Source organism: Chryseobacterium manosquense (genome assembly GCF_014623485.1).
Taxonomy (GTDB): domain Bacteria; phylum Bacteroidota; class Bacteroidia; order Flavobacteriales; family Weeksellaceae; genus Kaistella; species Kaistella haifensis.
This window is the reverse complement of the sequence record NZ_CP060203.1, coordinates 63,066-87,941: the sequence shown is the minus strand read 5'-3', so window position 1 is coordinate 87,941 and position 24,876 is coordinate 63,066. Positions and strand designations below refer to the sequence as shown.

The following is a 24,876-nucleotide window of genomic DNA, read 5'->3' as shown; positions in this document are numbered from 1 at the left end:
CAAAAGAGGATGATTATCAATTTTGGAAATAAAGAAACAGAAAAAATCTGGAATGGAGTTGTTTCTAAAAAACTTCCAAGAGAAATTCAGGAGGTTGCCAGAAGAAAACTGAGGATGATTAATAACTCCGTTGATATTGCTGACCTTAGAGTTCCACCCGCAAATCGGCTTGAGAAACTAAAAGGTGATTTATCAGAATTTTATAGCATTCGAATTAATAATCAGTGGAGAATTACTTTCAAATGGGAAAATCGTAATGCGTTTGAAGTTGAAATTATAGATTATCATTAAATTGAAAAAACATGGAAAAGTTGAGAAATATATCACCAGGAGAAATATTATTAGAGGAATTTTTGGTTCCACTCGAAATTTCACAATACAGACTTTCGAAAGATTTGGAAATTCCACAAACCAGAATTTCGGAAATCATTAAAGGAAATAGAAGAATTTCTGCCGATACCGCAGTGAGATTAAGCGCATATTTTGGAAATTCTCCGAAATTTTGGCTCGGACTTCAAGATGATTACGATATTGAAAATGAATTAAAAGAGAAATCTAGCGAAGTGACAAGAATTAAACGAATCCGAAAAGAGAAAGAAAACGTTGCTTAAAACTCTAAATCCTGTGAAAAATCATAGGATTTTTTTATTTTTGTTTAATGTCTGAATCCATTAATACACCAAACCCATCTGTTAAAAAATTTCTCCCGATAATTCTTGCAACGGCAATTTTCATGCAAATGCTGGATTCTACTATTCTGAACACATCGTTGCCATCAATCGCAAAAGATTTAAACGAATCGCCAATGAATATGCAAAATGCAATCATTAGTTATGTGTTGACTTTGGCTTTATTCATGCCGGTAAGCGGTTTTTTGGCGGATAAATTCGGAACCAAGAAGATTTTCATTTTCGCTTTAATTATTTTCAGTATAGGATCTTTGTTTTGTGCATTATCTCAAAACCTGATGCATTTGGTGATTTCCAGAGTGATACAAGGCATTGGCGGAAGCTTAATGACACCAGTGGGCAAATTGGCACTGATCAAAACTTTTCCGAAAAACGAATTGCTAAAAGCGATGAATTTCGCAATTATTCCTGCATTAATCGGTCCGGTTTTAGGGCCACTGGTTGGCGGATACATGGTGGATTATCTTTCTTGGCACTGGATTTTTCTCATCAATATTCCTATTGGTTTGCTGGGAATAATTTTAGGACTCAGGTACATGCCAAATTATCAGTCTGCGTCTTCGGAATTTGATTTGAAAGGGTTTATCATCTTCGCCTCAGCGTCTTTGCTGCTCTCGGTTTCCTTGGAATTATTTGGAAATACGACGCACACCACTCCCGTTTTGCTGATTTTCATTTTGGGATTTTTAATGATTTATTACTATTACAAACACGCAACTAAAACCAAAAATCCGATTTTTCCTTTAAACCTTTTTCAGGTTAGAACCTTTCGAGTAGGAATTCTAGGAAATCTCGCTACACGATTAGGAATCAGTTCCATTCCTTTGCTTTTACCTTTATTAATACAAATTGCTTATAAGGAAAGTGCGGTAATTTCCGGATGGATCGTAGCTCCGATGGCGATAACAGCGATGTTCGGAAAATCTTCCGTGATTCATATTTTAAATAAATTCGGTTACCGAAAAACGTTGATGACCAATACTTTCATCATTGGTGCACTCATTTGTTGCCTCGGAATTCCGGGAATTCATACTTCCATTTTCTGGTTTATTCCGATTATTGCAGTACTTGGGTTTTTCAATTCCATTCAGTTCACTTCGATGAATACGATTTCTATCGCCGATTTGCGAAATGATCATACGAGCAGCGGAAACTCTTTGCTCGCCGTAAATCAACAATTGGCCATTGGTTTCGGAATCGCTTTTGGACTGATTATTTTAAAATCATTTGAAGCAAAGTTTGAAAATCCACACCTTGCCTTTCGCTACACCTTTTTTGTAGTAGGAATTCTCACCATTCTCTCAGGTTTTGTTTTCCGACGCCTTCATGTAAAAGATGGCGAAAACATGAAATCGGAATAGGCAAAAGCCATTTCATTAATAAAACAACTGATTTACAGCAAGATTAGTTCTTATCCTAGATCAATGTTTTTGTGTTTCGCTTGAAGTACTTTTGTAAGACAAAATAAAGAACACAATGTCAACAAAAAAAGTAGAAATAGTAGCAGCTCCCCGACCTCCCCATTTCGTGGGCGATGGTTTTCGGGTACACAACTTTATTCCAAGCGGTTTTCGTTTGGATATGAAAAGAATGGATCCATTCATATTACTCGATTATAACTCGAAATTTCATTTTTCAGGAACAGAAACTCCTCGCGGAGTTGGCGTACATCCTCACAGAGGTTTCGAAACCGTAACCATCGCTTACAAAGGTCGTGTAGAACACGGCGATAGCGCAGGTGGTGGCGGAATTATCGGTGAAGGCGATGTACAATGGATGACCGCTGCTTCCGGAGTTCTTCATAAAGAATTTCACGAAACAGAATGAGCAAAAGAAGGCGGAATTTTCCAGATGGTGCAACTTTGGGTGAATCTTCCGGCAAAAGACAAAATGAGTCCGCCGAAATATCAAGCCATCCAAAATTCAGAAATGAAAAAAGTAGATCTTGACGAAAACGGATTCATCGAACTGATTGCAGGCGAATACCAAGGTGAAAAAGGTCCCGCAACTACTTTCAGTCCGGTTCATCTGATGAATGCGAAACTGAAAAAAGGAGGAAAAACAGATTTCAGTTTCCCGGCAAATTTCAATACCGCAGCTTTGGTGATTGAAGGAAATATTTTGGTTAATGGTCAAGAAAAAGTTACTACAGATCATTTCGTTTTGTTCGAAAATGAAGGCGAAGATTTCACCATCGAGGCATCGGAAAACGCTATCGTTTTAATCATTAGCGGTGAACCGTTGAACGAACCAATTTTTCCTCACGGTCCTTTCGTGATGAATTCCCGCGAAGAAATCATTCAAGCTTTTGATGATTTCAATACAGGCAAGTTTGGCTATCTGGAAGATTAAAATTTTGTTAAAAATAACTACAAACTATTTGAGTTGTTATTTTTCCTCTACCTTTAATTAATAAAAAAAAACTTTATATTTTAAATTATAAAAAAATGAAAATATCACTGATCGGCGCTACAGGTTATGTAGGAAATGCCATTCTTAACGAACTTTTAGAAAGAAATTATCAAGTAAATGCAATTTCCAGAAACGCAGATAAATTAACCATTGAAAACGAAAATCTAAAGAAAAAAAACGTTGATGTTTTTAATGAAACCGATTTGGCAGAAGCTGTAAAAGACAGTGACGCCGTGGTAAGCGCCTTTAACCCAGGTTGGACCAATCCAAATATTCACGAAGAATATTTGAAAGGAGCAACTTCTATTCAAAATGCAGTTGAAAATTCAGGCGTGAAGAAATTGATCGTTATCGGAGGTGCAGGAACTTTAAAAATAGATGGAAATCACATCGTTGACGGACCTGATTTCCCGAAAGAAATCTATCCCGCTGCAAGTGCAGTGAAGAAATATTTTGTTGAAAATCTTTCTAAAAACGAAAACCTCGATTGGGAATTCTTCAGCCCTGCTCTGGAAATGAGCATGTTCAGCGAAGACAAAACCAAAACCGGAAAATACCGATTGGCAACCGATTCACCGGTTTTTGATGAGGAAGGACATTCCAGACATTCTGTTCAGGATTTGGCAGTAGCGGTTGTTGATGAACTTAAAAACAAAAAATTCAAACATCAGATTTTCACAGCAGCTTATTAATTTTAACGGAACATATGAAAAACATCGAATTTGGCTTGATGACCTTTGCCGATATGGCTCCGGAACCTGTTTCCGGTAAAGGATTTAATGCACACCAAAGAATACAAAATCTTTTAGAAGAAATAAAACTAGCCGATGAATTGGGCGTTGATGTTTTCGGAATTGGCGAACATCACCGGCCGGATTACGCAGTATCGTCACCAACCACCGTTTTGGCGGCTGCTGCTGCAATCACCAAAAACATTAAATTATCGAGTGCGGTAACAGTTTTAAGTTCTGAAGATCCGGTTCGCGTTTATCAGCAATTTGCTACGGTGGATGCAATTTCCGGAGGGAGAGCAGAAATCATGGCCGGACGGGGTTCTTTCATAGAATCTTTCCCTTTGTTTGGGTTTGATTTGAATGATTACAACGAGCTTTTTGATGAGAAACTCGATCTTTTGCTTAAAATTAATAAAGAAGAAAAAGTTTCGTGGCGAGGAACACTTCGTGCACCAATTCATGATTTAGGCGTTTATCCAAGAGCATTAAACGGAGAACTTCCAATTTGGCTTGCTGTGGGCGGAACTCCCGCTTCGGCGGTGAGAGCTGCAAAACTTAAGCTTCCATTAATGCTTGCAATTATCGGTGGAATGCCAAGTCAGTTTGTGCCATTTATTAATCTTTATAAAAAATCTGCCTTAGAAAATGGAGTAAAACCGGAAGATCTTCAAGTGGGAATCAATAACCATATGTTTGTAGGAGAAGATGGGGAAAAAACTGCTGACGAATTTTTTCCTTATTACGCCCAAATGATGGATCGTGTAGGAAAAAGCCGCGGTTGGCAACCGATGTCCCGCGAACAATTTGAGTTCATGAGAAGTCCGGAAGGATCACTGATGGTAGGAAGTGTAGAACAAGTAGTTGAAAAAATTATTTATGAATACGAACTTTTCGGCTTTACCCGATTTTTTGCGCAGGCGAGCATGGGATTTGTTCCACATGAAATGACGATGAAATCCATCGAGTTATTTGCAACACAGGTCATTCCTGCGGTCAAAAGAAAATTAGGACTCAACTAAAATATTGCAGATATTGCTTATTCTATGACCTTTTTTATATCATTAAAAACCCAATTTAATCATGTCAAACATCGGACTCATCATTGAAGAAAAAGCTGCGGACATAGGAAACTTTTTTGATAAAGAAATCATCGAGAAGGCTAAAATCAACTGGCATGAGCAAAACCACGAAGCTTTTCCACTCGTTCCGGGTGATGAAGAAGAATATGTGCCACTTCCAAAAGCGATTTTGAACGGAAAACTTTCGAAATAACAGAATGTCGAAATCTTTAAAAAAAAATGTCACTGTATAAGGTATTGGAATTAAATTCGTTGCACTAACGGAAAATTTTTAATTAAAAAAAAATAAATATGAGTGTTACGGTAAAAGCAATATTAGGAAACGAAAAGTATTATACAGAATTTACTGCAGGCGAAAACAAAATCATCACCGATGAACCGTTGGAAAAAGGTGGCCAAAACAAAGGATTCAATCCACTTGAAATTTTGGCAACTTCTTTGGCGAGTTGTACTGCGGCGACTTTAAGAATGTATATTGACCGAAAAGGTTGGGAAATTCCGAAAATTAATGTGGAAGTAGAACTGGAAAATTATCCGCTAACCAAAAATGTAATTTTCATCAGAAAAATCAGTTATGAAGGTGCAAATTTAGATGAAGATCAGCTTAAGCACCTACTTTCTGTTGCCGAGGCTTGCCCTGTACACAAAATTCTTCACGGAAGTATGGAGGTTAACACTAGTTTCATTGAATAAAATTTTCAGGAAAAACCATTTTAATTAAACAAAAAATAAACAATATTATGACAGAAATAAAACACCAAAACAACGAGAAAAACGGCGTTTTCGAAATTTATGAAGATGGCGTAAAAGCCGGAGAAATGACATATACTTGGGCAGGAACCGATAAATTTATCATCGATCACACCGGTGTTGATGAAGCTTTTAACGGAAAAGGATATGCTAAACAACTGATTTACGCCGGCGTGGAATATGCCCGAGAAAAAGGAATAAAGATTATACCGTTATGTTCGTTTGCCAAAAAAACCATTGAAAAGACTCTGCAATTTCAGGATGTACTTTCGTGAAATTTCTTAATTTTTCTAAAATAAAACTCACCAAACCGGTGCGTTTTTTCATTTGCCCAAAAAAACTATATTTGTGAAATTTTCAAAAACAAAATTCTATGAATCCGATTTTGCTGTTGTGTATTATTATCGCCTATTTCGCGCTTTTACTTTGGGTAGCTTACCGAACCGGAAAAGGCAGTAACAACGACAGTTTCTTCATCGGAAACAGAAAATCGAATTGGATGCTCGTTGCTTTCGGGATGATTGGAACGTCCCTTTCCGGCGTCACTTTTGTTTCGGTTCCGGGTGCAGTGGGTGCGGATAAATTTCATTATTTACAAATCACCATTGGATATCTTATTGGTTATGTAATTATCGCTTATGTGCTTCTGCCATTGTATTATCGGTTGAAACTCACCTCAATTTATGGGTATCTTCAAGAAAGAATGGGCCAGATTTCCTACAAATCCGGAGCTTGGATTTTCATTGTTTCCCGATTAGTTGGTGCTACAGCGCGACTTTATTTAGTAGTAAATATTCTTCAATTTACCATTCTCGATAGTTTGGGAGTTCCTTTTATCGTTACTACTTTGGTGATTTTGGGGATGATTATTCTTTATACTTACGAAGGAGGGGTAAAAACCATTGTTTGGACGGATACTTTACAAACAACCTGTATGCTTTTGGGGCTCATCATTTGCTCCGCATATATGCTGAACCATTTGAATTTGGGCTTTTTTGAAAGTTTAAAAGAGATGAATAAACTCGGATACACCGAAGTTTTCAATACTGATATCAATTCAAAAGCATTTTTCTTTAAACAGATTTTAGCAGGAGCATTTATCACGATTACAATGACGGGAATCGACCAGGAAATGATGCAGAAATCGCTTTCCGTAACTAAATTAAAAGATTCGCAAAAAAACATGGTTGTTCTTGGAATTATTTTGGTAGGCGTAATTTCCTTATTCCTCTTCATGGGCGGTTTGCTGCACCTTTATGGAACCACAGAACATGTAGCGAGTTCAGGTGATCAGTTATTCCCCGATATCGCGCTGAATCACATGCCTCCATTTATTTCAATCATCTTCATCATTGCATTAATTTCCGCGCTTTTTCCGAGTGCTGATGGAGCGATGACGGCGCTTACTTCCTCACTTTGCATTGATATTTTTGGCTTAAAGGAAAAAAATATTTCAGAGAAAGAAAAAGAAAAATTCAGAAAAAAAGTTCACTTAATTGTTGCTTTTGCATTTTTGATAATGGTGGTGATTTTTAAAATCATTAATGACAATTCGATGATTGGTTTGATTCTTAAACTTGCCGGCTTCACTTACGGACCACTTTTGGGACTTTTCGCATTCGGAATTTTCACCAAATTCAAAGTAAAAGATCATTTGGTACCTTACGTTTGCGTTGCTGCTCCGGTAATTTCTTACTTTATCGATAAATTCCAGGAAAATATTTTCGGAGATTTTAAAATTGGATTAGAATTATTGATTATCAATGGATTACTCACCTTTATTGGTTTATGGTTGATTAGAAAAAAATAATTTTCGTCGATATAAAATCAATGGTTTTCCATTTTCTTAACCCATCAAAAATTCGTAAATTCGCTTGCAAATAAATCAAAAAAATGAGTAAAAGTATTGAAGAGCTGAAATCTCTTACAACACAGATCAGAAGAGACATTCTAAGAATGGTTCACGCTGTAAATTCGGGCCATCCAGGAGGAAGTTTGGGCTGTACCGAGTTTTTCACCGCACTTTATGGTAAAGTGATGAATTACAAATTGCCATTCACCATGGAAGGCAAAAATGAGGATCTTTTCTTCCTTTCCAATGGGCATATTTCGCCTGTATTCTACTCCACTCTGGCAAGATTTGATTTCTTTCCGGTTGCAGAATTGGCGACTTTCAGAAAGTTAAATTCCAGATTACAAGGTCACCCAACGACGCACGAAGGTTTACCGGGAGTTCGTGTTGCTTCAGGTTCTTTAGGACAAGGACTTTCAGTCGCAATTGGTGCAGCATTAGGAAAAAAATTGGACGGAGACCAAAGCTTAGTGTATACCCTACATGGTGACGGAGAACTTCAGGAAGGGCAAATTTGGGAAGCATTGATGTATGCCGCTCACAACAAAGTAGATAACCTCATCGCAACCATCGACTACAATAACCGACAAATTGACGGTGACGTTGATGATGTCTTGAGTTTAGGAGATTTAAATGCAAAACTTCGTGCTTTTGGTTGGGACGTTTTGGAAGAGAAAAACGGAAACGATTTGGAAGCCGTTATTGCAGTTCTGGAACACGCCAAAGCCAAAACCGGAAACGGGAAACCAATCGCGATTATCCTTCATACAGAAATGGGATTTGGCGTAGATTATATGATGGGAACCCACGCATGGCACGGAAAAGCACCTAATGATGAGCAATTAATCACTGCCTTCAAACAATTGTATTTAGAAGCGCCGGCGGATTACTAAATTTTTAATATTTGAAGTAATTCCTAAAACAAAAAAGAAAGAAATGAAATACACCTATACAGAAAAAAAAGATACGAGAAGCGGTTTCGGAGCCGGATTGGCTGAATTGGCAGATAAAAATCCAAATGTAGTTGCACTTTGCGCAGATCTTATCGGATCGCTAAAAATGGAAAAATTTATTGAAAAAGCCCCGGAAAGATTCTTCCAAGTCGGAATTGCAGAAGCCAATATGATGGGAATAGCAGCCGGATTAACCATCAATGGGAAAATCCCTTTTACCGGAACTTTTGCAAACTTTTCTACCTCAAGAGTTTATGACCAAATTCGTCAATCAATCGCTTATTCCAATAAAAATGTAAAAATTTGTGCTTCTCATGCTGGATTAACCCTAGGAGAAGATGGCGCTACACACCAAGTTTTGGAAGACATCGGAATGATGAAAATGCTTCCGGGAATGACAGTGATCAACACTTGCGATTACAACCAAACGAAAGCCGCAACTTTAGCAATTGCCGATTTTGAAGGTCCAGTATATTTACGATTCGGACGACCTGTAGTTCCAGTTTTCATTCCAGAGGATATGCCGTTTGAAATCGGAAAAGGAATTCTTTTACAAGAAGGAACGGACGTAACCATCGTGGCAACCGGACATTTGGTTTGGGAATCTTTGGTTGCTGCAGAAGAACTGGAGAAAGAAGGCATTTCTTGTGAAGTTATTAACATTCACACCATTAAACCTTTAGACGAAGAAATTATCCTGAAATCTGTGGAGAAAACAGGAAAAATTGTAACTGCTGAAGAACACAATTATTTAGGAGGTTTAGGCGAATCCGTTGCTGGAATGCTGGCTAGAAAAAGACCGACAAAACAAGAATTTGTAGCTGTAAATGATACTTTCGGGGAATCTGCAACGCCTGCCGAATTGATGAAAAAATACAAAATCGACTCCACTGCAGTAAAAGAAGCTGTGAAAAGAATTTTAGAAAAATAATTCAGGAAATTCAATCGAAAAAGTAAACCCGTTTAGAACTGCTAAACGGGTTTTTTATTTTCAAATAATAATCTTAACACTGCAAAAATAATTCTTCATTCACTTAAAAAATTGCCACTTTGGAATTATAGCAAGTAATCCTACCGAGATATAAAGGAAAAGATTGGTAACATCGGTGTAGAGGAAAGTGGAAAGATAATAATTGTGCATCATGAAATGTAAAACTACAGCAATTGGAAAAAGATAAATCCCAATTTTTCGGTAGAAATAAATGAGCACCAATCCTACGATCATTAGAAAATCTACAAAAAAAATGAGTAGGAAATAAAAATCTGGAATATTGATTTCATCTTTTTGCAAAAACTCGTCGTAATCGATTCCTACGCCCATCAATGTGAACAAAAGCAGCGCGGCAAGTGAAAGGATAAAACCTAAATCTTTTTTTGGATTTTCGTTGGCAAATTCGTTATTCATAAGGGTAAAAGTAAAAAAACTTTTGAATAGATTCAAAAGTTTTTTAATATATGTTAAAGTGTTTTCTAATTAGATGGTTACTGCATCGATCAATCTGTTTTTATCCGAAATGTATTCTTCCATCGAAATCATACTTTCAGTTCTCATCACATCCTGGATATCGTCGATTTGGTAAATAATTCTTTTTGCATCTTCGGTATTTTTAGCTCTCACTTTACAGAAAATGTTGTATTTACCTGAAATTACACTCGCTTCGATTACGTTTGGAATGGTCGTTAATTCCTTCAAAACTTCTTGAGTTCTGTTTGATTTGGTAAGAAGAATTCCGATGAAAGCGGTAAAATGATAATCTAATTTACCATAATCGATGCTTAAAGAAGATCCCAGGATAATCCCCGCATCTTCCATCTTTTTTACTCTTACGTGAATGGTTCCTGCAGAAACGTCCATTTGTTTAGCAATTTCTGTAAAAGGCATTCTTGTGTTTTCTACTAAAAAATCAAGGATTTTTTTATCTATTTCGTCAAGTTGATAGTTCATTTTTGAATTTTATGCATTTAATAATACTCCGTGAATATTTTTGCAAATTTATGAAAAAATATTAAAATGAAAAAATATAATGATATATTAACAACTTTTAACGTAAATGATGATTTTCATATTATTATTCCTATCTTATTGTATCTTTTTTAATAGAATCTTTTATGATATCACCGGTTGAACTTTTATTTTTTTTATCTTTTTTCTTCCTTTTAAATATTGTATTAAAGCTTTTACTATAAACTACCCCTACTCCATAGCTTTGGTTCGCATTGGCATTTCCGGCGACAGCACCGTTCAATCCGATGTTACTTGGTTTTGAATAAGCTCGAAGAAGTCGTGTTCCGTCGTTTTTCTTAGACCAGTCATATTCAATAATTCCCTCACCTGAAAGATATTGGGCGTTGGTATTTTGTGTTTTAGAAATAGGAATCCCCAGTCCCGTCTTCACTTTTACTCTAGGCGAAAGGGCGAAACTTAAACTTGCGTTCGCACGATCGCCACTGTTGGAATTGTTGTCGCCTTGCAAATAATTCAAGTCCACCTGAAACTCGTTGCTAATGGTATTTAAAACCGAACCCAGTTGTTTGAAAAGCATGTTGTAACCCGAGGTTTCCAAAGTATTTCCGAGATTAAGATTTCCGAAACCTGCATTTGCTTCATTGAAACTGCTCAACACCAAAATAGACCCGAATTGAATGATTTTTTCGTCCTCATTACTCATTTTCTGAGCAAGCGTTTCTTTCAAATTACTGGAAACATCCAAAGCAGAAACCCCTAACTGCACGTTCGGATTGTTTAGTGTTTGGGTAATTTTAGTAGAAAGCAAAACGTTAATAGGTTGCAAATTCGACATTCCCAGATAAGATCCGGCATTAGTTACCGTTCTTAAATAAGTCGCGTCAATATCGAGTTCCGGCGACATCGCATCTCCATCCCAACGGATGCTGCTTCCTTTGGTGATGTGAAAAGTTCTATTCAGAATCGCTTTAGAAACGAAAGTTCCATTGTCCACAAAATAATTTCCGTTCATCGTAATCGCTCCGGTACGGTTCATCACAAAACGCAAACTTTCAGAACTTCCACGAACCGTAATATCACCGATATCATCTCCTACCAAAACGTTTACCGTAGTTCCGCGATCTAAAGAAAGTGTAAAATCGATATTAATATTCGCGCTGGATCTTTTCCTTTCTTCTACAGAAACTACACCGGTTTCGTCTCTTTTCAAGAATCGAAGCATTTTAAATTCCTCAATATTGGAAGTAGAATTCGAGTTAAAAGTAAATACACTGTTGTTGAGCACTTTCATTTCCGGAGTCGAAATATTCAATGCGGAAACTGGTCCGTCCACATAGATCGTTCCTGTGCCATATACTCTGCCCCAAAACAGATCAAAGTCTTTCTGCGTTGTATTGAGAAGCATTAAATTATCTGCTCTCATCACCAAGTTGACACCCATTGAAGCTAAAGTTTCAAACTGGATCGCACCAGAAATTGAGCCTCGAGAATTGGTTCTTCCGTCCCGAACACCGATGTCATTCAGTATCGCCAAACCTCTGGAAAGCGAAATCACAGTGTCATCAAAAGCATAATCAACACCCGTAAAATTAAGTTTCAATCCCAAATCTTTCATTGCTATATCGCCACTGTAATCGATATCACTCAATTTTCCGGAAATCTTCAGTTTGCCGGAAGCTTTTCCGCGAAGATTTCCGAAAACTCCTTTTACAAATTCTTGAGCAAAACCGATATCAAATTCCTTCATATCTGCGACCAAATCGAGGTTTGGTGAAGATGTATTGTTATTAATTGTTCCGGTAAGATGCAGATTATTATCCCCAATAATTCCTGCAGAAACTATTTTTGCATCGATATCAAAAACGTTGGGTGTATCACTTTTTTTGGCAGAAATCATTACATTTCCCATATCTTTTCCGTTCATCAAAATATCATTAATATTGAAATCGATGAGCGGTTCCAGATTATTTTTATTCATTTTAATGTCGAAAGTTCCATTCGCAATTCCCTGAATATCCATGCTATTTTCACTCTTTGTCAAAGCAAAAATTTTCGAAATATCGAGGTTTTTCACTTCGCCATCGGCAGAAAAATCCTTAGCTGATTTGAAAATGGCATCTCTCAAAAATAATTCACTGGCGTCCGAGTAAAGCCGTAAATTCTGTATCAGAAAATCTGAAGTTTTCTTCCTGTATGTAATCGAATGATTCAACTCGGCTGAAGTATCGACGCTCCACGCTACATCATTAAATTTCACCGTTGTAGGCTCGAATCTTACTACATAATCGCCAGCAGAATTGGTAGTTTGATTAAGATTTATGGCATATTCTTTCAAATTTTGTTTCACTTCATCTTCCGGAGTTCCGTGTTTAAAATTCGCCACGATGTGAAGAAGTTGATTATTTTCGTTTCTTCCACTTAAAGTAATATCTTTTAAGATATTTTTATTGTATTCTACCCGATTAATTTTCGCGTAAATCTGTTCATCTAGGTTTGCAGTATTAATTCTCACCATCAGGCTGTCTACCATCGCACTGTCTCGGGTAATTTTGTCACGTTCGGAGATTTTATATGCAGGATTTGCAGCTGCTAAAGCTTTGTCAGCATCAGTGATTTCCTGCTTTTTGGTCATGATATATTTTAAAGTTTCCGCATCGACATTCAAAATCAAATTATTCGAATTCCCATCATAAGAACCATTTAAAGATGCGCCTTTTGGAATTTGCAAATTAGGTTGAAAATAGCTTACCAAACCTTGTTTTACATCAAAATTCATGGAGAAATTTTGTCCACGATATAATTTTCTTGGCGGAGGACCCACAAGAATTTTCCCGATTCCGTTTTGCACCATTCCCATCAAATCGCCAAGATTATATCTTCCCGAAATCTGTCCAGTTACGGCTCCTGGAGCATCAACTGAAACGATTCTGTTCCCGTTTTCGAAGAATGCTTTTACTTTTGCATTCGGAATTAGGAATTTTTGAGAGGCATTTGCAAAAGTGACGCGTTGAAGATCCGCATCGAGGTTTAAATCATTAATATTCGTCATCGAAATTTTCCCATCTACCAAACCAGTAACGATTTGATTGCCCTTTGCTCCGGTGAAATAATTGATGTTTAAATGTTTAATATCAGCATTAATATCTGCCAATAATCTGCTTGTTCGGAAATCGATAAATCCGTTAACATCGGCTTTTGCCTGCTCATCATTTACATTTACAATACCGCGATAGGTTTTGTGATCGAGCAAGCCATCAAGAAAAATATTATTGATTTCCTTGTCCATAATCTCGATTTTTGAAATCTGGGAACGGGTTTTCAATCGCATCGTATTCACATCGAAACTTTGACCCTGAAGATTAAATTTACCGGAAATCAATCCTACTTGTTTATTTTTGGTAATGACCGAGGTATTCAGATCGTTAATTTCAGCATAACCACGGTATTTAGGCAAATTCGAGCTGTAATCATTTAAATAAAAATTACTGATTTTTGCTTGCCCGATTCCAGTGACAAGGTTTGCATTGGAAACAAAAACTTCTTTCGGATTCACCCGAACCGCTCCGTTGTATTTTAACCTTCCGAAATCATCTGCGAAATTTTTCATTTTTGATGAAATGAAAGTCGGCATCATGTTTTTCAGCTCTTTATAAGTAAAATCGGTGGAAAGACTATTGGTTTCAATTTGAAAATTACCTTTAAGCAGATTGCTTACTTTCATTTTTTGGGTTCGAATATTCACCTGTGGATTTCTAACTAGGAAATTATCCAAATAAAAATTGTTCAGCGGTCCGGTCATATCTCCAGAAATGTTGATCGGTATGTAATTATCCCAATTCGTAACAAAATAACTGATGTCGTAACCACTAATTTGGCTTCCTTGCTGCATTTTCATTTCCCATTTCACTTTATCCGCAAAATCTGCCCAAGAGCCATTATTCAAATGGAATTTCATATCACCTTGCAATAAAGAATGATTGGTATTGATAGTTAAATCATTTAAAACCAAAAACTCTTTAGTAAGCGCCAATTCGGTGGAAAATGTATCTACATAATGCTTTTTACCCCATCTTTCCGTGGTAAATCGCATGTTATTTATTTGAGCAAAAATATCCGAACCTTCCACTTTCAGCTCAGGGACTACAAGATTCAAATTCTCGGCGGTGAGCCATTTTCCTTGTTCTCCTTCGCTATTTTGGTTAACAATAGAAACTTTGGAATTTGTAATAAAAATACGCGATTTCAATTGAAACGGTTCTTTTTTCACTGTTGGAGAAGGCGTATTAAAAAGATCAACAAATCGGATAAAATTCGAAATACTGTCGCCTTTGTAAGTAATTACTTTTAAATCCAATTCTTGCAAAGACAAAGATTGAAACTGCAAATTTCGGGAATTGCTGATGATGGAAAACCAATTGGAATCTGCATAAAGTTCTTTTGCTTTCAGAAATGGGAAATTTTTGTAATCCTTAATCGCAACTTCGTGAATATGAATGTCGCCAAAATAATTAATATCAACACTTTTGAAAGACATTTGCGCCTTCATATCGGTATTGAGTTTTTCAATCACTTTCTGAGCTGCCCAGTTTTTGGTTGCCGGTAAACTTACAATTACAAAAAAAGAAATTACCAAAAACAATGAAACCCAAAACAAAACGAGCAACAATTTTGCCCACCATTTGTAGTTGGTGACGTCTTTTGCCGCTTGTTGCACAAATTCGCCCGCAGTCTCAACAGGATGATTGATGGCATCCGAAGCCAAATCCTTAGCTCCTTTTACTGTTTCTTTCACCGTATCCTGCACGTTTTCTACTCCCTTCTGCACAGAATCTCCAATATTTTCAGTGAGCGATTTTTTATTTTCGTTATCGTTATTATTCTCTAAATTTGCCATTGTTATGAGCGACTCAATAATTTTAGGGATAGAATCATCCTGCGACGATACTTCTGCTGCGATCATCAGAGGGAATAAAATTCTTTCAAACATTGCGGCCAATCAGGCGATCCACAACGAATATGGTGGTGTGGTTCCCGAGCTGGCTTCCCGTGCACATCAGCAAAATATCATTCCTGTGGTTGAAAAATCCGTCAGCAAAGCAAATATACAACAAAAAGATATTTCTGCCGTGGGATTTACACGCGGACCGGGACTTTTGGGTTCCTTGCTTGTAGGAACTTCATTTGCCAAATCTTTAGCGATGAGTTTAAATGTTCCTTTAATTGAGGTTAATCACCTTCAGGCACACATTTTAGCACACTTTATCGACGATGCAAATATTGCACCTCCACCGTTTCCTTTTCTATGTTTAACAGTTTCTGGCGGTCACACGATGATTGTTTTGGTGAAAGATTATTTCGATATGGAAATCATCGGAAAAACCATTGATGATGCTGCCGGAGAAGCTTTCGATAAAATCGGAAAAATTTTCGATCTCGATTATCCTGCAGGTCCCATTATCGATAAACTGGCAAAAAACGGAGATCCAAACGCATTTACTTTCAGTAAACCACGTTTAGAAAAATACGATTATTCCTTCAGCGGAGTGAAAACTTCGGTTTTATATTTCATTCAAAAAGAAATCAAAAAAAATCCGGATTTCGTTAAAGAAAACATTGAAAACTTAGCAGCTTCCGTTCAAAAAACCATCGTAGAAACCTTGATGAACAAACTGGAAAAAGCCGCAAAAGATTACAACATTCATCATATTGCCATCGCTGGTGGAGTTTCCGCAAATTCCGGACTTCGAGAAGCGATGAAGAAAAATGAAGAAAAACTTGGCTGGAATATATACATCCCAAAATTCGAATACACCACCGATAATGCAGCGATGATCGCGATGGTTGCAAAACTGAAATACGACCGAGGCGAATTTACCGACCTTTCCGTTTCCGCGACGGCACGGTATGATATTGAAGAAAGTTTTAAGCAAAAACCCGAGTAAAATGAAGTTATTTTTTGGTGAAATTTTCCCTGCGGTTCATATTAATGATGAAGAACAGCAACATATTATAAAAGTTCTAAGAATGCGCGATGGCGAAGAAATTTCCGTAACCGACGGAAAAGGAAATCTCGCCAACGGAAAACTGGTTTTTGAAGGCAAAAAAGTTTCTTTAGACATCAAAGAAATCCAAAAAAATCTTCCGGAATTTTCTCCGAAACTGCAGATTGCGATTGCTCCAACCAAAAACATCGACAGAATTGAATTTTTTATTGAAAAAGCAACAGAAATGGGAATTTCCGAGGTTACTTTAATTCAAACCGAAAAAACGGAACGAAAAATTCTGAACATCGAAAAGCTAAGAAAACAAAGCATTGCCGCATCCAAACAAAGTTTGCGGTTTCATTTTCCAGTGATTAATGATTTAATGAAATTTCCAGATTTTATAAAAAATTTAGATCCTGAAACCACATTTGTTGCCCATTGCAACGAAAATCTGGAAAGAATTAATTTGAAAGACATCAATTTAAAAGAAAAAATTACTTTCCTGATCGGTCCCGAAGGCGACTTTTCGGAAAAAGAAATTCAGACTTTAGCAGAAAAAGGCATTAAGGCCATTTCCCTCGGAAATCAACGATTGAGAACGGAAACAGCGGGCGTTTTCGTTTCTGCTTGGAATTATTTTAAGATGATGTAGCTTGCTCTTTCAGAAATTTCTGGAGAATTTCTTCGCCACTTTTAATTGAATTTTTCGCCCATCGAACTTTAAGATCCCAGAGTTTCTCATTGGCCAATTTGTAATCGAAATCGGACTTCACGAGTTTTTGCTTTAAATCATAGAAACAAATCGCAGCAGCTACAGAAACATTAAAACTTTTGGTAAAACCATACATCGGAATCGCCAAGGTTTCATCGGCAAAATCCAGAATTTCTTCTGTAACGCCTTCTTTTTCGGTCCCGAAAACCAACGCAACGGGTTCTTTCAAATCGTAATCCGGAAGCATTGTAGCATTTTTTTCGGGCGAAACAGCCAGAATTTTGTACCCTCTTTCTTTAATTTTCTTTAACGATTCTAATTGGTGAGGCATTTTTTCAACTTCCACCCACGTTTCTGCACCTTTGGTCACGCGAAGGTTCGGATTGAATTCGTTCTCGCTTTCCATCGCCACAATTTTATGAAATCCACACGCCTCAACTGACCTCACAATCGCCGCGGCATTCCGGAACTGAAAAATATCTTCCATCACCGGCAATACAAAATCTGAACTTTCTTGGGCGTAAAATTCTATTTTGCTAAGGCGTTCGTCTGTAAGAAATTGCTTTAGATACTCAAAAGTTTTTTGTGAATTCATTTTTCAAAAATAAGAATTTTTTGTGGTTGGCGCGAGCGAAGCGAGCGCCAAAAAGTTTTGAAAGGTTTTGTTCTTTATCGAAAATAGTTAATTATAACTTTCTTTTGATTTGGAAAATGGTACCGCGCCCCGGCTTGAACGGAGCTCTTTTTGTGTAGCGAAGCGGAACAAAAAAGCGGGAGTGGAAGACGGAAATAGGCGCCATAAAAAATTAAATCTCGCCATTCGACAAAGTCAAATAAGCGACTAAATAAGTGAAATTCTGTGGAAAAAATGTATTTTTGAATCTATGAAAAGAAAAGTACTCCTCATTTACACCGGCGGCACGATCGGCATGGAAAAAGATTACGAAACCGGGAGTTTGCGGGCTTTCGATTTTGGAAGTATTTTCCAAAAGTTGCCGGAAATGAAATTGATCGAGTGCGAAGTTGATGTTCATCCTTTCAAAAAACCCCTTGATTCTTCCGATATGGGACCGAAAGAATGGAAAATTATCGCCAAATTAATCGGAAAAAATTACGATCTCTATGATGGTTTTGTGATTTTACACGGCACCGACACGATGTCTTACACGGCTTCAGCATTGAGTTTCATGCTAAAGAATTTAAGCAAACCTGTGATTTTGACCGGTTCGCAATTGCCAATTGGAGATTTACGTACCGATGCGAAGGAAAATCTACTGACAGCTTTGTATTACGCAAGTTTATACGAAAACGATAAAGCTTTAATTCAGGAAGTTACCATATATTTTGAATATAAATTACTCCGCGGAAACCGAACTTTAAAATATTCCGCAGAATATTTCGATGCGTACCAGAGTCCGAACTATCCTGCGTTGGGTCAATCCGGAGTTCATTTGAATATTGAAAAAGATTTTTTGTGGCGTGCAAAATCTGATGCTCCTTTTACTGTAGATTTGCACTTGTCACAGGATGTTCTTTTTTGGCGAATTTTTCCGGGAATGCATCTTGAACATTTTTCCGAAATTCCACAAATGAAGGTTTTGATTTTGCAGGTTTTCGGTTCCGGAACTATTTTTAACACCAAAAAAACGCTGGATATTTTACAACTTTTGCGCGATCGCGGAACGGAAATAGTGGTCGTTTCGCAATGCGTTTCGGGTGGAATTTCTTTCGGGAAATATTCCAATTCGAATATTTTTACCAAAATTGGAGCCATTAGCGGAAACGATATGACTGCAGAAAGTGCAATTACCAAAGCGATGCATCTTCTGGAAAACCCTAATTACAAAGGGAATTTTGCAGAAAATTTTGCTAAAAACCTTTGCGGCGAAGTCACAGAAAGCTAAAGTTTATATTTTTTTCGATTGAATTTTTTAATCTCGCCAAAATATCCTATTTTTGCAGTCTTCAATTAGAGAGGTGTCCGAGTGGTTGAAGGAGCTAGCCTGGAAAGCTAGTATACGGGTAACTGTATCGAGGGTTCGAATCCCTTCCTCTCTGCTAAAACCCCTGTAAATGATTTTTTACAGGGGTTTTTAATTTTTAGTTTCTAAAATAGGCGCTAATATTTCTTCTCATTTCCATCTAAAGATATTTTTATTTCAGAAGCTACAAATGATGTCTTCTAAATCATCGCATCAGCCACAACATTTTCTAATCAAACAATATTTTCGTTTTTAAGACTTATAGATACCTTTAGGTTATTTCATTGATTAACATATTTTTAATATTGAAGAATTAATATCGCATAGAAAAAACAATTCATAATACTAAGGATAAAATAGTACTAATAGTGGACAAATTAATACCATAAAAAACTCCCCATTCATTTTTATGATTTTTGTAAGTTTTCTTAAAAATTTATTCCAATTCCTGTAAAATTTGTAGAGCAATTCACTACCTTTGATATATCTTAACGACTGAAAGTTATCTGCAGGTTACATTTAAAAACCAAGAAATACAATAGGAATATGAAAACTTATTCATCAATAAGAAAGTTTCTTCCAATCTATTTTTTATTGTTCTTTTCCGTTACTAAAGCTCAGATTCCGGATTCTACACAAACCGTCCATAAGCCTGCGGAGTCTGTAGTATATCCGAAACTTCAAATCAAGGGATTATTTCAGGCAAGGTATCTTGTAAGCATGAAGGATAATGTAGATGTTAATGGACTTCATCACTTAGATAATAGCGGAACTGACAATAATTTCATGATCAAATACATGAGGGTTCAAGTACGTGCTAAAATCAGTGAGCGAACAGAAGTTGCAGTCCTTGCCAATCTCGCAGATTTTAAGAATGATCCTAAAACGCGAGTTCTTGAAAATGCCTATTTAAAATATACGCTCAATCCAAAATTGGCTTTGACGTTTGGACAATTCAGGCCATTGTTTGGTCTTGAAGAAACCTACCCTATCGATATTCATAAGTCTCTTGATTGGTCAAACCAGTACACAGAATTTGGGAAACTAGGTTGGACTAGCTTTCAGATTGGTATATCTGCAACCGGGCAACTGCAGCTTGGAGATATTCCCTTTCAATATGCAGTCTCCGTAGTTAATGGAAATGGTAAAAATCAGATTAATGACAATGACAATGGAAAACACTATTCTACAAGGTTGGTTTTTGGACTTTTGAAAAAAAACGGTTTAAATATTGGCCTCAATGGCGGTGTGGGGGAAGTAATGAGCAAAAAGGTATATGCCGTTGGACTAGACGTAAGTTCATTTATTCATCTTAATCCAAAGTGGAGTTTGGATATGCAGCTTGAAGCAAAACAGGGAACAAATCATCCTCTTTATTTTGCTGTAGCACCTGAATTACGGCCAGTAAATCCAGATGAATATCAAATTCGGGGTGCTTATTTTTTGCCTCATGTTCGGTACGAAATCAATCATAAGAATCTCAGCGCACTAGAATTATCGTGCCGTTATGAATATTTGGATACCAATTTTAGGCTTAATTCAAATCCCAAACAGACCATCACCCCTATGTTTGGATTGGAATTTTTAAAAGACTATGGTGCAAGAATTCAACTCGGTATGCAGTTCGACCGTTATAAACATTCCATTGAAAACACCAGTCAATACAACAACAATCTTTTCGTTGTTCAGGTTCAAAGTAGATTTTAATAAAACCAATCATTATGAAAGAAATTAACATTAAAGCTGTTGCAATTACTTTTGCAGTTGCACTTGTAATATGGTTTATACCCGCACCGCAAGGAGTAGCGGAAAATGCATGGCATCTGTTTGCAATTTTTGCAGCCACAATTCTTGGAATCATCTTAAAGGCTGCTCCAATGGGGACGATGTGCATGATGGCAATAGGTTTTACTGCACTTACGCAAGTTGTTGCTCCGGGAGATGCAGGAAAATCAATTACCAAGGCATTAAGTGGTTTTGGAGATAAAGTAATTTGGCTGATAGGAATTTCATTCTTTATTGCAAGAGGATTTATCAAAACAGGACTGGGAAACAGAATTGCTTTCCTGTTCATCAAAGTTTTTGGTAAAAGTTCATTGGGCTTGGCCTATGGTTTAGGATTAGCGGATTTATGCTTAGCTCCTGCAATTCCGAGTAATACCGCAAGAGGTGGCGGAATTATCTATCCTATTATGAAATCGATGGCGATCAGCTTTGACTCTGTTCCCGATAAGCCGGAAACACACAGGAAATTGGGTTCTTATTTGACGTTGAACAGTTATTACATGAATCTTATTGCATCTTCCATGTTTTTGACCGGAACCGCAAGTAACCCTATGTGTCAGAAATTCGCTGCCAACTTGGGAATCAACATCACTTGGATGTCTTGGGCTGCTGCTGGATTTGTACCGGGATTGGTAGCGTTCTTTGTAGTGCCGCTGGTCTTGTATAAATTATATCCACCTGAATTAAAGAAAACCGCCGATGCTCCTAAAATGGCTGCAGAGAAATTAAAAGAAATGGGACCTATTTCTAAAAATGAATGGCTCATGCTTTTGGCATTTTTTATTTTGCTGGGACTTTGGATTTTTGGTGGTGCATTGTCAATTGATGCCACTACTACAGCTTTTATCGGTTTAACGCTATTACTGCTCACATCAGTCTTAACGTGGGAAGACGTCAAAGGAGAGAAAGGAGCTTGGGATACCATAGTATGGTTTGCTGTGCTTGTTATGATGGCCAGTTCTCTTAATGAGCTAGGATTTATTGGATGGTTTAGCAATCTGATTAAAATGGAAGTAGGTGGAATGACCTGGACCATTGCATTTCCAGTTATTATTCTCGTTTACTTCTTTAGCCATTATATTTTCGCAAGTGCTACCGCGCACGTAGCAGCAATGTACGCGGCCTTATTGAGCGTTGGAGTTGCCGTAGGAATTCCTCCGATGCTTTTAGCAATGATGCTAGGGTTTATGGGTTCAATTTATGGAGTTCTAACCCATTATGGTCATGGTCCCGCTCCGGTATTTTTTGGAAGCGGATATGTTGATTTAAAAGAATGGTGGCTTAGAGGGTTGGAAATAGGAATTGTTTTACTAATCATTTATATGGGCGTTGGTGGTCTGTGGATGAAGATTCTAGGGTATTATTAATCATAAAACATACAATATGCTGTCTACGTTATCACGAAAAATACTGATGTGCGCTACCGGGTTGTTCCTTAGTTTCTTTCTGTTGATTCATTTCCTTGGAAATCTTCAGCTCTTTTTACCACAGGAGCAGGCTCATCTTCAATTCAATGCCTATTCGCATTTTTTGTCAGGAAATATAATTATTAAAATCGTTTCGTATGTTTTATATACGAGCATCATCGTGCATGCCGTGGATGGATTAATTATTACTTTAAGAAATCGAAAATCAGGAGGAAATTACAGAACCGACAACAGAAAAAGAGCCAGTACATGGGCTTCCAGAAATATGGGAATTTTGGGAACATTGATTTTAATCTTCCTTGTAATTCATTTTCAGAATTTTTGGTACGTCTATAAATTTGGTAATCTTCCTTTGGATGATAACGGAAATAAAGATTTGTACATTTTAGTCATAACTGTTTTTAAAGAATGGTGGTACGTGCTCATTTATGTGGCATCAATGATTGCATTGTGCTATCACTTGATTCACGGAATTCAAAGTGCAGTTAGAACTTTAGGTGTATTTCATCCGAAATTTGTAAGATGGTTTAAAAATGCTGGAATCGCGTATTCACTAATCATATGTTGTGGCTTTGCATTAATGCCTATTTATATATTCTTCACTAACCGCTAAATTTTGACAGTATGATCTTAAATTCAAAAATACCGGAAGGACCATTAGAACAGAAATGGGAAAACTATAAGAAAACAGCGAAGCTTGTCAATCCCGCCAACAGAAAAAAATTGGATATTATTGTTGTCGGTACAGGATTGGCAGGAAGCTCGGTTGCAGCTTCATTAGGTGAGATGGGCTATAATGTAAAATCATTCTGTTTTCAGGACAGTGCGAGAAGGGCACATTCTGTAGCGGCTCAAGGAGGAGTGAATGCCGCTAAAAATTACAAAAATGATGGTGACAGTGTGTACCGAATGTTTGTTGATACTTTAAAAGGTGGAGATTTCAGAGCCCGTGAAGCCAATGTTTACCGAATGGCAGAATGTTCTTTAAACCTTATCGACCAAGCTGTTGCACAAGGTGTTCCTTTTGGAAGAGAATATGGAGGATATTTGAATAACCGTTCATTTGGTGGCGTTCAGGTTAGCCGAACTTTTTATGCGAGAGGACAAACAGGACAGCAATTGCTTCTGGGCGCTTATCAGGCTTTAATGCGTCAGGTCGGAAAAAAAAGCGTTCAGTTATTTACCAGACACGAAATGCTGGATTTGGTGGTCATCGAAGGAAAAGCGAGAGGTATTATCGTAAGAAATTTAGATACTGGAGAAATCGAAAGACACGCCGCCCACGCCGTTGTTTTGGCTACAGGAGGTTATGGAAAAATCTATTATTTATCGACTTTAGCGATGGGTTGTAATGCTTCTGCCATTTGGAGAGCGCATAAAAAGGGGGCCTTGATGGCTTCACCCAGCTGGATTCAAGTGCATCCTACTTCATTACCACAGTCAGGAGACTATCAATCAAAATTAACTTTGATGTCTGAGTCTTTGAGAAATGACGGTAGAATCTGGGTTCCTTTAAAAGAACATGAAACAAGGCCTCCTAATGAAATCCCTGAAAATGAAAGAGATTATTATCTGGAAAGACGATATCCTGCTTTCGGAAATCTCGCACCACGAGATATTTCCTCGCGAGCTGCAAAAGAAAGAATAGATGCAGGTTTCGGAATCGGACCGTTGAAAAATGCAGTATATCTTGATTTTTCTAAAGCAATTAAAGAACAAGGTAAAGAAAAAATTGCGGAGAAATATGGGAATTTATTCGATATGTATCTGAAAATCACAGGATATAACGCCTATCAGGAGCCAATGATGATTTCGCCATCTGCACATTTTTCTATGGGTGGACTTTGGGTTGATTATGAATTAATGACCACCATTCCAGGATTGTTTGCTTTAGGAGAAGCTAATTTTGCCGATCACGGCGCGAATCGATTGGGTGCAAATTCCCTGCTTCAGGCATCTGTTGACGGATATTTTATTGCGCCATATACCATTGCGAATTACTTGTCTCAGGAAATCCATACCGGAAAAATCTCAACCGATGGTGTAGAATTTGAGAAAGCTGAAAATCAAATTAAGCAGCAAATTGATCGTTTCATCAACATTAATGGAACAAAAACTGTTGACCATTTCCACAAAACTTTGGGCAAATTACTTTATGATTATTGTGGTTTAGCCCGGAATGAAGAAGGTTTACAATTCGCCATCAAAGAGATAAAAAAGCTAAAACAGGAATTTTATAGGGATGTAAAAGTATCAGGAAAAGCCGAAGCAATGAACGCTGAACTTGAAAAAGCTGGTCGCGTTGCTGATTATTTTGAAATAGGTGAATTAATGTGCTATGATGCTCTAACCCGAAATGAATCTTGCGGCGCACATTTTCGTGAAGAATTTCAAACCGCGGATGGAGAAGCTTTGAGGAATGATGATGAATTTCAATTTATTTCAGCTTGGGCGTGGAAGGGGGAAAATAATGAACCTGAGCTCATTAAAGAGCCCTTGATTTTTGAAGAAATACAGCCAACTGTAAGAAGTTACAAATAAAACACAAAAA

At 37.3% G+C, this 24,876-nt stretch carries 22 protein-coding genes, 1 tRNA gene and 1 pseudogene; 20 read left to right on the top strand and 4 right to left on the bottom strand.

From position 1 onward, the window contains the following. Nucleotides 1–9 precede the first annotated feature (9 nt). The 12 genes and pseudogenes from H0S70_RS00430 to H0S70_RS00375 all read left to right on the top strand — a co-directional run bounded on the left by H0S70_RS00430 (nucleotide 10) and on the right by H0S70_RS00375 (nucleotide 9,400). A complete protein-coding gene (locus H0S70_RS00430; RefSeq protein WP_031503166.1) occupies nucleotides 10–291 on the top strand; it encodes a type II toxin-antitoxin system RelE/ParE family toxin in 282 nt (93 codons plus the stop codon). 11 nt (nucleotides 292–302) lie between these two features. Further along, a complete protein-coding gene (locus H0S70_RS00425; protein ID WP_123248328.1) occupies nucleotides 303–611 on the top strand; it encodes a HigA family addiction module antitoxin in 309 nt (102 codons plus the stop codon). 47 nt (nucleotides 612–658) lie between these two features. Then, nucleotides 659–2,050: an MFS transporter gene (locus H0S70_RS00420; protein WP_188321290.1), complete on the top strand. Its 1,392-nt coding sequence runs from the start codon at nucleotides 659–661 to the stop codon at nucleotides 2,048–2,050. Between the two features lie 115 nt (nucleotides 2,051–2,165). Next, nucleotides 2,166–3,041 (top strand): annotated as a pseudogene (locus H0S70_RS00415) (pirin family protein). A 95-nt stretch (nucleotides 3,042–3,136) separates the two neighbouring features. After that, nucleotides 3,137–3,793, top strand: coding sequence for an NAD(P)-dependent oxidoreductase (locus tag H0S70_RS00410; RefSeq protein ID WP_188321289.1), 657 nt, complete (start codon nucleotides 3,137–3,139; stop codon nucleotides 3,791–3,793). A gap of 23 nt (nucleotides 3,794–3,816) precedes the next feature. Continuing rightward, nucleotides 3,817–4,854 (top strand): LLM class flavin-dependent oxidoreductase, encoded by a 1,038-nt coding sequence (locus H0S70_RS00405; protein ID WP_394367329.1) that lies wholly within the window; start codon nucleotides 3,817–3,819, stop codon nucleotides 4,852–4,854. Nucleotides 4,855–4,915: 61 nt separating this feature from the next. Next, nucleotides 4,916–5,107 carry a hypothetical protein gene (locus H0S70_RS00400; protein ID WP_228453755.1) on the top strand — a complete coding sequence of 64 codons (192 nt, stop codon included), beginning with the start codon at nucleotides 4,916–4,918 and terminating at the stop codon, nucleotides 5,105–5,107. 98 nt (nucleotides 5,108–5,205) lie between these two features. Next, complete coding sequence (locus H0S70_RS00395; protein ID WP_188321287.1) at nucleotides 5,206–5,607, top strand: OsmC family protein; 402 nt, start codon at nucleotides 5,206–5,208, stop codon at nucleotides 5,605–5,607. Between the two features lie 47 nt (nucleotides 5,608–5,654). Then, nucleotides 5,655–5,939, top strand: a complete 285-nt coding sequence (locus H0S70_RS00390; protein WP_031503175.1) for a GNAT family N-acetyltransferase — start codon at nucleotides 5,655–5,657, stop codon at nucleotides 5,937–5,939. A gap of 98 nt (nucleotides 5,940–6,037) precedes the next feature. Then, nucleotides 6,038–7,474, top strand: a complete 1,437-nt coding sequence (locus tag H0S70_RS00385; protein ID WP_188321286.1) for a sodium:solute symporter — start codon at nucleotides 6,038–6,040, stop codon at nucleotides 7,472–7,474. A gap of 83 nt (nucleotides 7,475–7,557) precedes the next feature. Continuing rightward, nucleotides 7,558–8,409 (top strand): transketolase, encoded by an 852-nt coding sequence (locus H0S70_RS00380; RefSeq protein ID WP_188321285.1) that lies wholly within the window; start codon nucleotides 7,558–7,560, stop codon nucleotides 8,407–8,409. 43 nt (nucleotides 8,410–8,452) lie between these two features. Next, complete coding sequence (locus tag H0S70_RS00375) at nucleotides 8,453–9,400, top strand: transketolase family protein (protein ID WP_188321284.1); 948 nt, start codon at nucleotides 8,453–8,455, stop codon at nucleotides 9,398–9,400. Nucleotides 9,401–9,499: 99 nt separating this feature from the next. On the opposite strand, the gene H0S70_RS00370 is transcribed toward H0S70_RS00375, so the two are convergent. The 3 genes from H0S70_RS00370 to H0S70_RS00360 all read right to left on the bottom strand — a co-directional run bounded on the left by H0S70_RS00370 (nucleotide 9,500) and on the right by H0S70_RS00360 (nucleotide 15,329). Continuing rightward, the gene (locus tag H0S70_RS00370) at nucleotides 9,500–9,874 is read right to left on the bottom strand and encodes a hypothetical protein (RefSeq protein WP_031502164.1); all 375 of its coding nucleotides are present in this window, start codon (nucleotides 9,872–9,874) and stop codon (nucleotides 9,500–9,502) included. 69 nt (nucleotides 9,875–9,943) lie between these two features. Further along, nucleotides 9,944–10,414, bottom strand: a complete 471-nt coding sequence (locus H0S70_RS00365) for an Lrp/AsnC family transcriptional regulator (protein WP_031502165.1) — start codon at nucleotides 10,412–10,414, stop codon at nucleotides 9,944–9,946. Nucleotides 10,415–10,544: 130 nt separating this feature from the next. Beyond that, complete coding sequence (locus tag H0S70_RS00360) at nucleotides 10,545–15,329, bottom strand: translocation/assembly module TamB domain-containing protein (protein ID WP_188321283.1); 4,785 nt, start codon at nucleotides 15,327–15,329, stop codon at nucleotides 10,545–10,547. Between the two features lie 4 nt (nucleotides 15,330–15,333). On the opposite strand from H0S70_RS00360, the gene tsaD reads away from it, so the two are divergent. Then, the gene (tsaD, locus tag H0S70_RS00355) at nucleotides 15,334–16,377 is read left to right on the top strand and encodes a tRNA (adenosine(37)-N6)-threonylcarbamoyltransferase complex transferase subunit TsaD (protein WP_188321282.1); all 1,044 of its coding nucleotides are present in this window, start codon (nucleotides 15,334–15,336) and stop codon (nucleotides 16,375–16,377) included. Between the two features lies 1 nt (nucleotide 16,378). Beyond that, nucleotides 16,379–17,071 carry an RsmE family RNA methyltransferase gene (locus H0S70_RS00350; RefSeq protein WP_188321281.1) on the top strand — a complete coding sequence of 231 codons (693 nt, stop codon included), beginning with the start codon at nucleotides 16,379–16,381 and terminating at the stop codon, nucleotides 17,069–17,071. On the opposite strand, the gene H0S70_RS00345 is transcribed toward H0S70_RS00350, so the two are convergent. Beyond that, a complete protein-coding gene (locus H0S70_RS00345) occupies nucleotides 17,058–17,726 on the bottom strand; it encodes a TrmH family RNA methyltransferase (protein WP_188321280.1) in 669 nt (222 codons plus the stop codon). The genes H0S70_RS00350 and H0S70_RS00345 overlap by 14 nt on opposite strands. A 289-nt stretch (nucleotides 17,727–18,015) precedes the next feature. Here H0S70_RS00345 and H0S70_RS00340 point away from each other — a divergent pair, with 289 nt between their 5' ends. From H0S70_RS00340 to H0S70_RS00315, 6 genes are all read left to right on the top strand, one after another. Continuing rightward, the gene (locus H0S70_RS00340; RefSeq protein WP_188321279.1) at nucleotides 18,016–19,035 is read left to right on the top strand and encodes an asparaginase; all 1,020 of its coding nucleotides are present in this window, start codon (nucleotides 18,016–18,018) and stop codon (nucleotides 19,033–19,035) included. Between the two features lie 67 nt (nucleotides 19,036–19,102). Continuing rightward, nucleotides 19,103–19,189, top strand: a tRNA-Ser gene (locus tag H0S70_RS00335). 470 nt (nucleotides 19,190–19,659) lie between these two features. After that, nucleotides 19,660–20,820 (top strand): porin, encoded by a 1,161-nt coding sequence (locus H0S70_RS00330; RefSeq protein ID WP_188321278.1) that lies wholly within the window; start codon nucleotides 19,660–19,662, stop codon nucleotides 20,818–20,820. Between the two features lie 14 nt (nucleotides 20,821–20,834). After that, on the top strand, nucleotides 20,835–22,265 hold the full coding sequence (locus H0S70_RS00325) for an anion permease (RefSeq protein ID WP_031502137.1): 1,431 nt from the start codon (nucleotides 20,835–20,837) through the stop codon (nucleotides 22,263–22,265). 16 nt (nucleotides 22,266–22,281) lie between these two features. Continuing rightward, nucleotides 22,282–22,938 carry a succinate dehydrogenase cytochrome b subunit gene (locus H0S70_RS00320; protein WP_188321277.1) on the top strand — a complete coding sequence of 219 codons (657 nt, stop codon included), beginning with the start codon at nucleotides 22,282–22,284 and terminating at the stop codon, nucleotides 22,936–22,938. Between the two features lie 11 nt (nucleotides 22,939–22,949). Then, nucleotides 22,950–24,866, top strand: a complete 1,917-nt coding sequence (locus tag H0S70_RS00315; protein WP_188321276.1) for a fumarate reductase/succinate dehydrogenase flavoprotein subunit — start codon at nucleotides 22,950–22,952, stop codon at nucleotides 24,864–24,866. The last annotated feature ends 10 nt before the right edge of the window (nucleotides 24,867–24,876 follow it).